The 565-nt window shown below is 63.7% G+C and carries 1 protein-coding gene; it reads left to right on the forward strand.

The genetic code is table 11. The annotated features are described in order from the left end of the window. Positions 1–565: alpha-amylase family glycosyl hydrolase (locus tag POF73_RS45885; RefSeq protein ID WP_272125493.1), on the forward strand; the 565-nt coding region annotated here is incomplete at both ends.

A 565-nucleotide genomic window follows, 5' to 3' on the forward strand; every position in this document is an offset into this window, starting at 1 on the left:
TTTCGTGGACTCCGCCCACCAGCGTGGGATGCGCGTCATCATCGACTTCGTCATGAACCACACCAGCGACCAGCATCCGTGGTTCCAGGAGTCGAGGAAGGACCCCGACGGCCCCTACGGCGACTACTACGTCTGGGCCGACGACGACAAGGCCTACAGCGACGCCCGCATCATCTTCGTCGACACCGAGGCCTCCAACTGGACCTTCGATCCCGTCCGCAAGCAGTACTTCTTCCACCGCTTCTTCTCCCACCAGCCGGATCTGAACTACGAGAACCCGGCCGTGCAGGAGGAGATCATCTCCGCCCTGCGGTTCTGGCTGGACCTGGGCATCGACGGCTTCCGGCTGGACGCGGTGCCGTATCTGTACGCGGAAGAGGGCACCAACTGCGAGAACCTGCCCGCGACACACGAATTCCTCAAGCGGGTACGCAAGGAGATCGACGCCCAGTACCCGGACACGGTGCTGCTGGCGGAAGCCAACCAGTGGCCCGAGGACGTCGTCGACTACTTCGGTGACTACCGGGGCGGCGGCGACGAATGCCACATGGCGTTCCACTTCCCC

It is taken from the genome of Streptomyces sp. HD, assembly GCF_028369295.1.
In the GTDB taxonomy this organism is placed as follows: domain Bacteria; phylum Actinomycetota; class Actinomycetes; order Streptomycetales; family Streptomycetaceae; genus Streptomyces.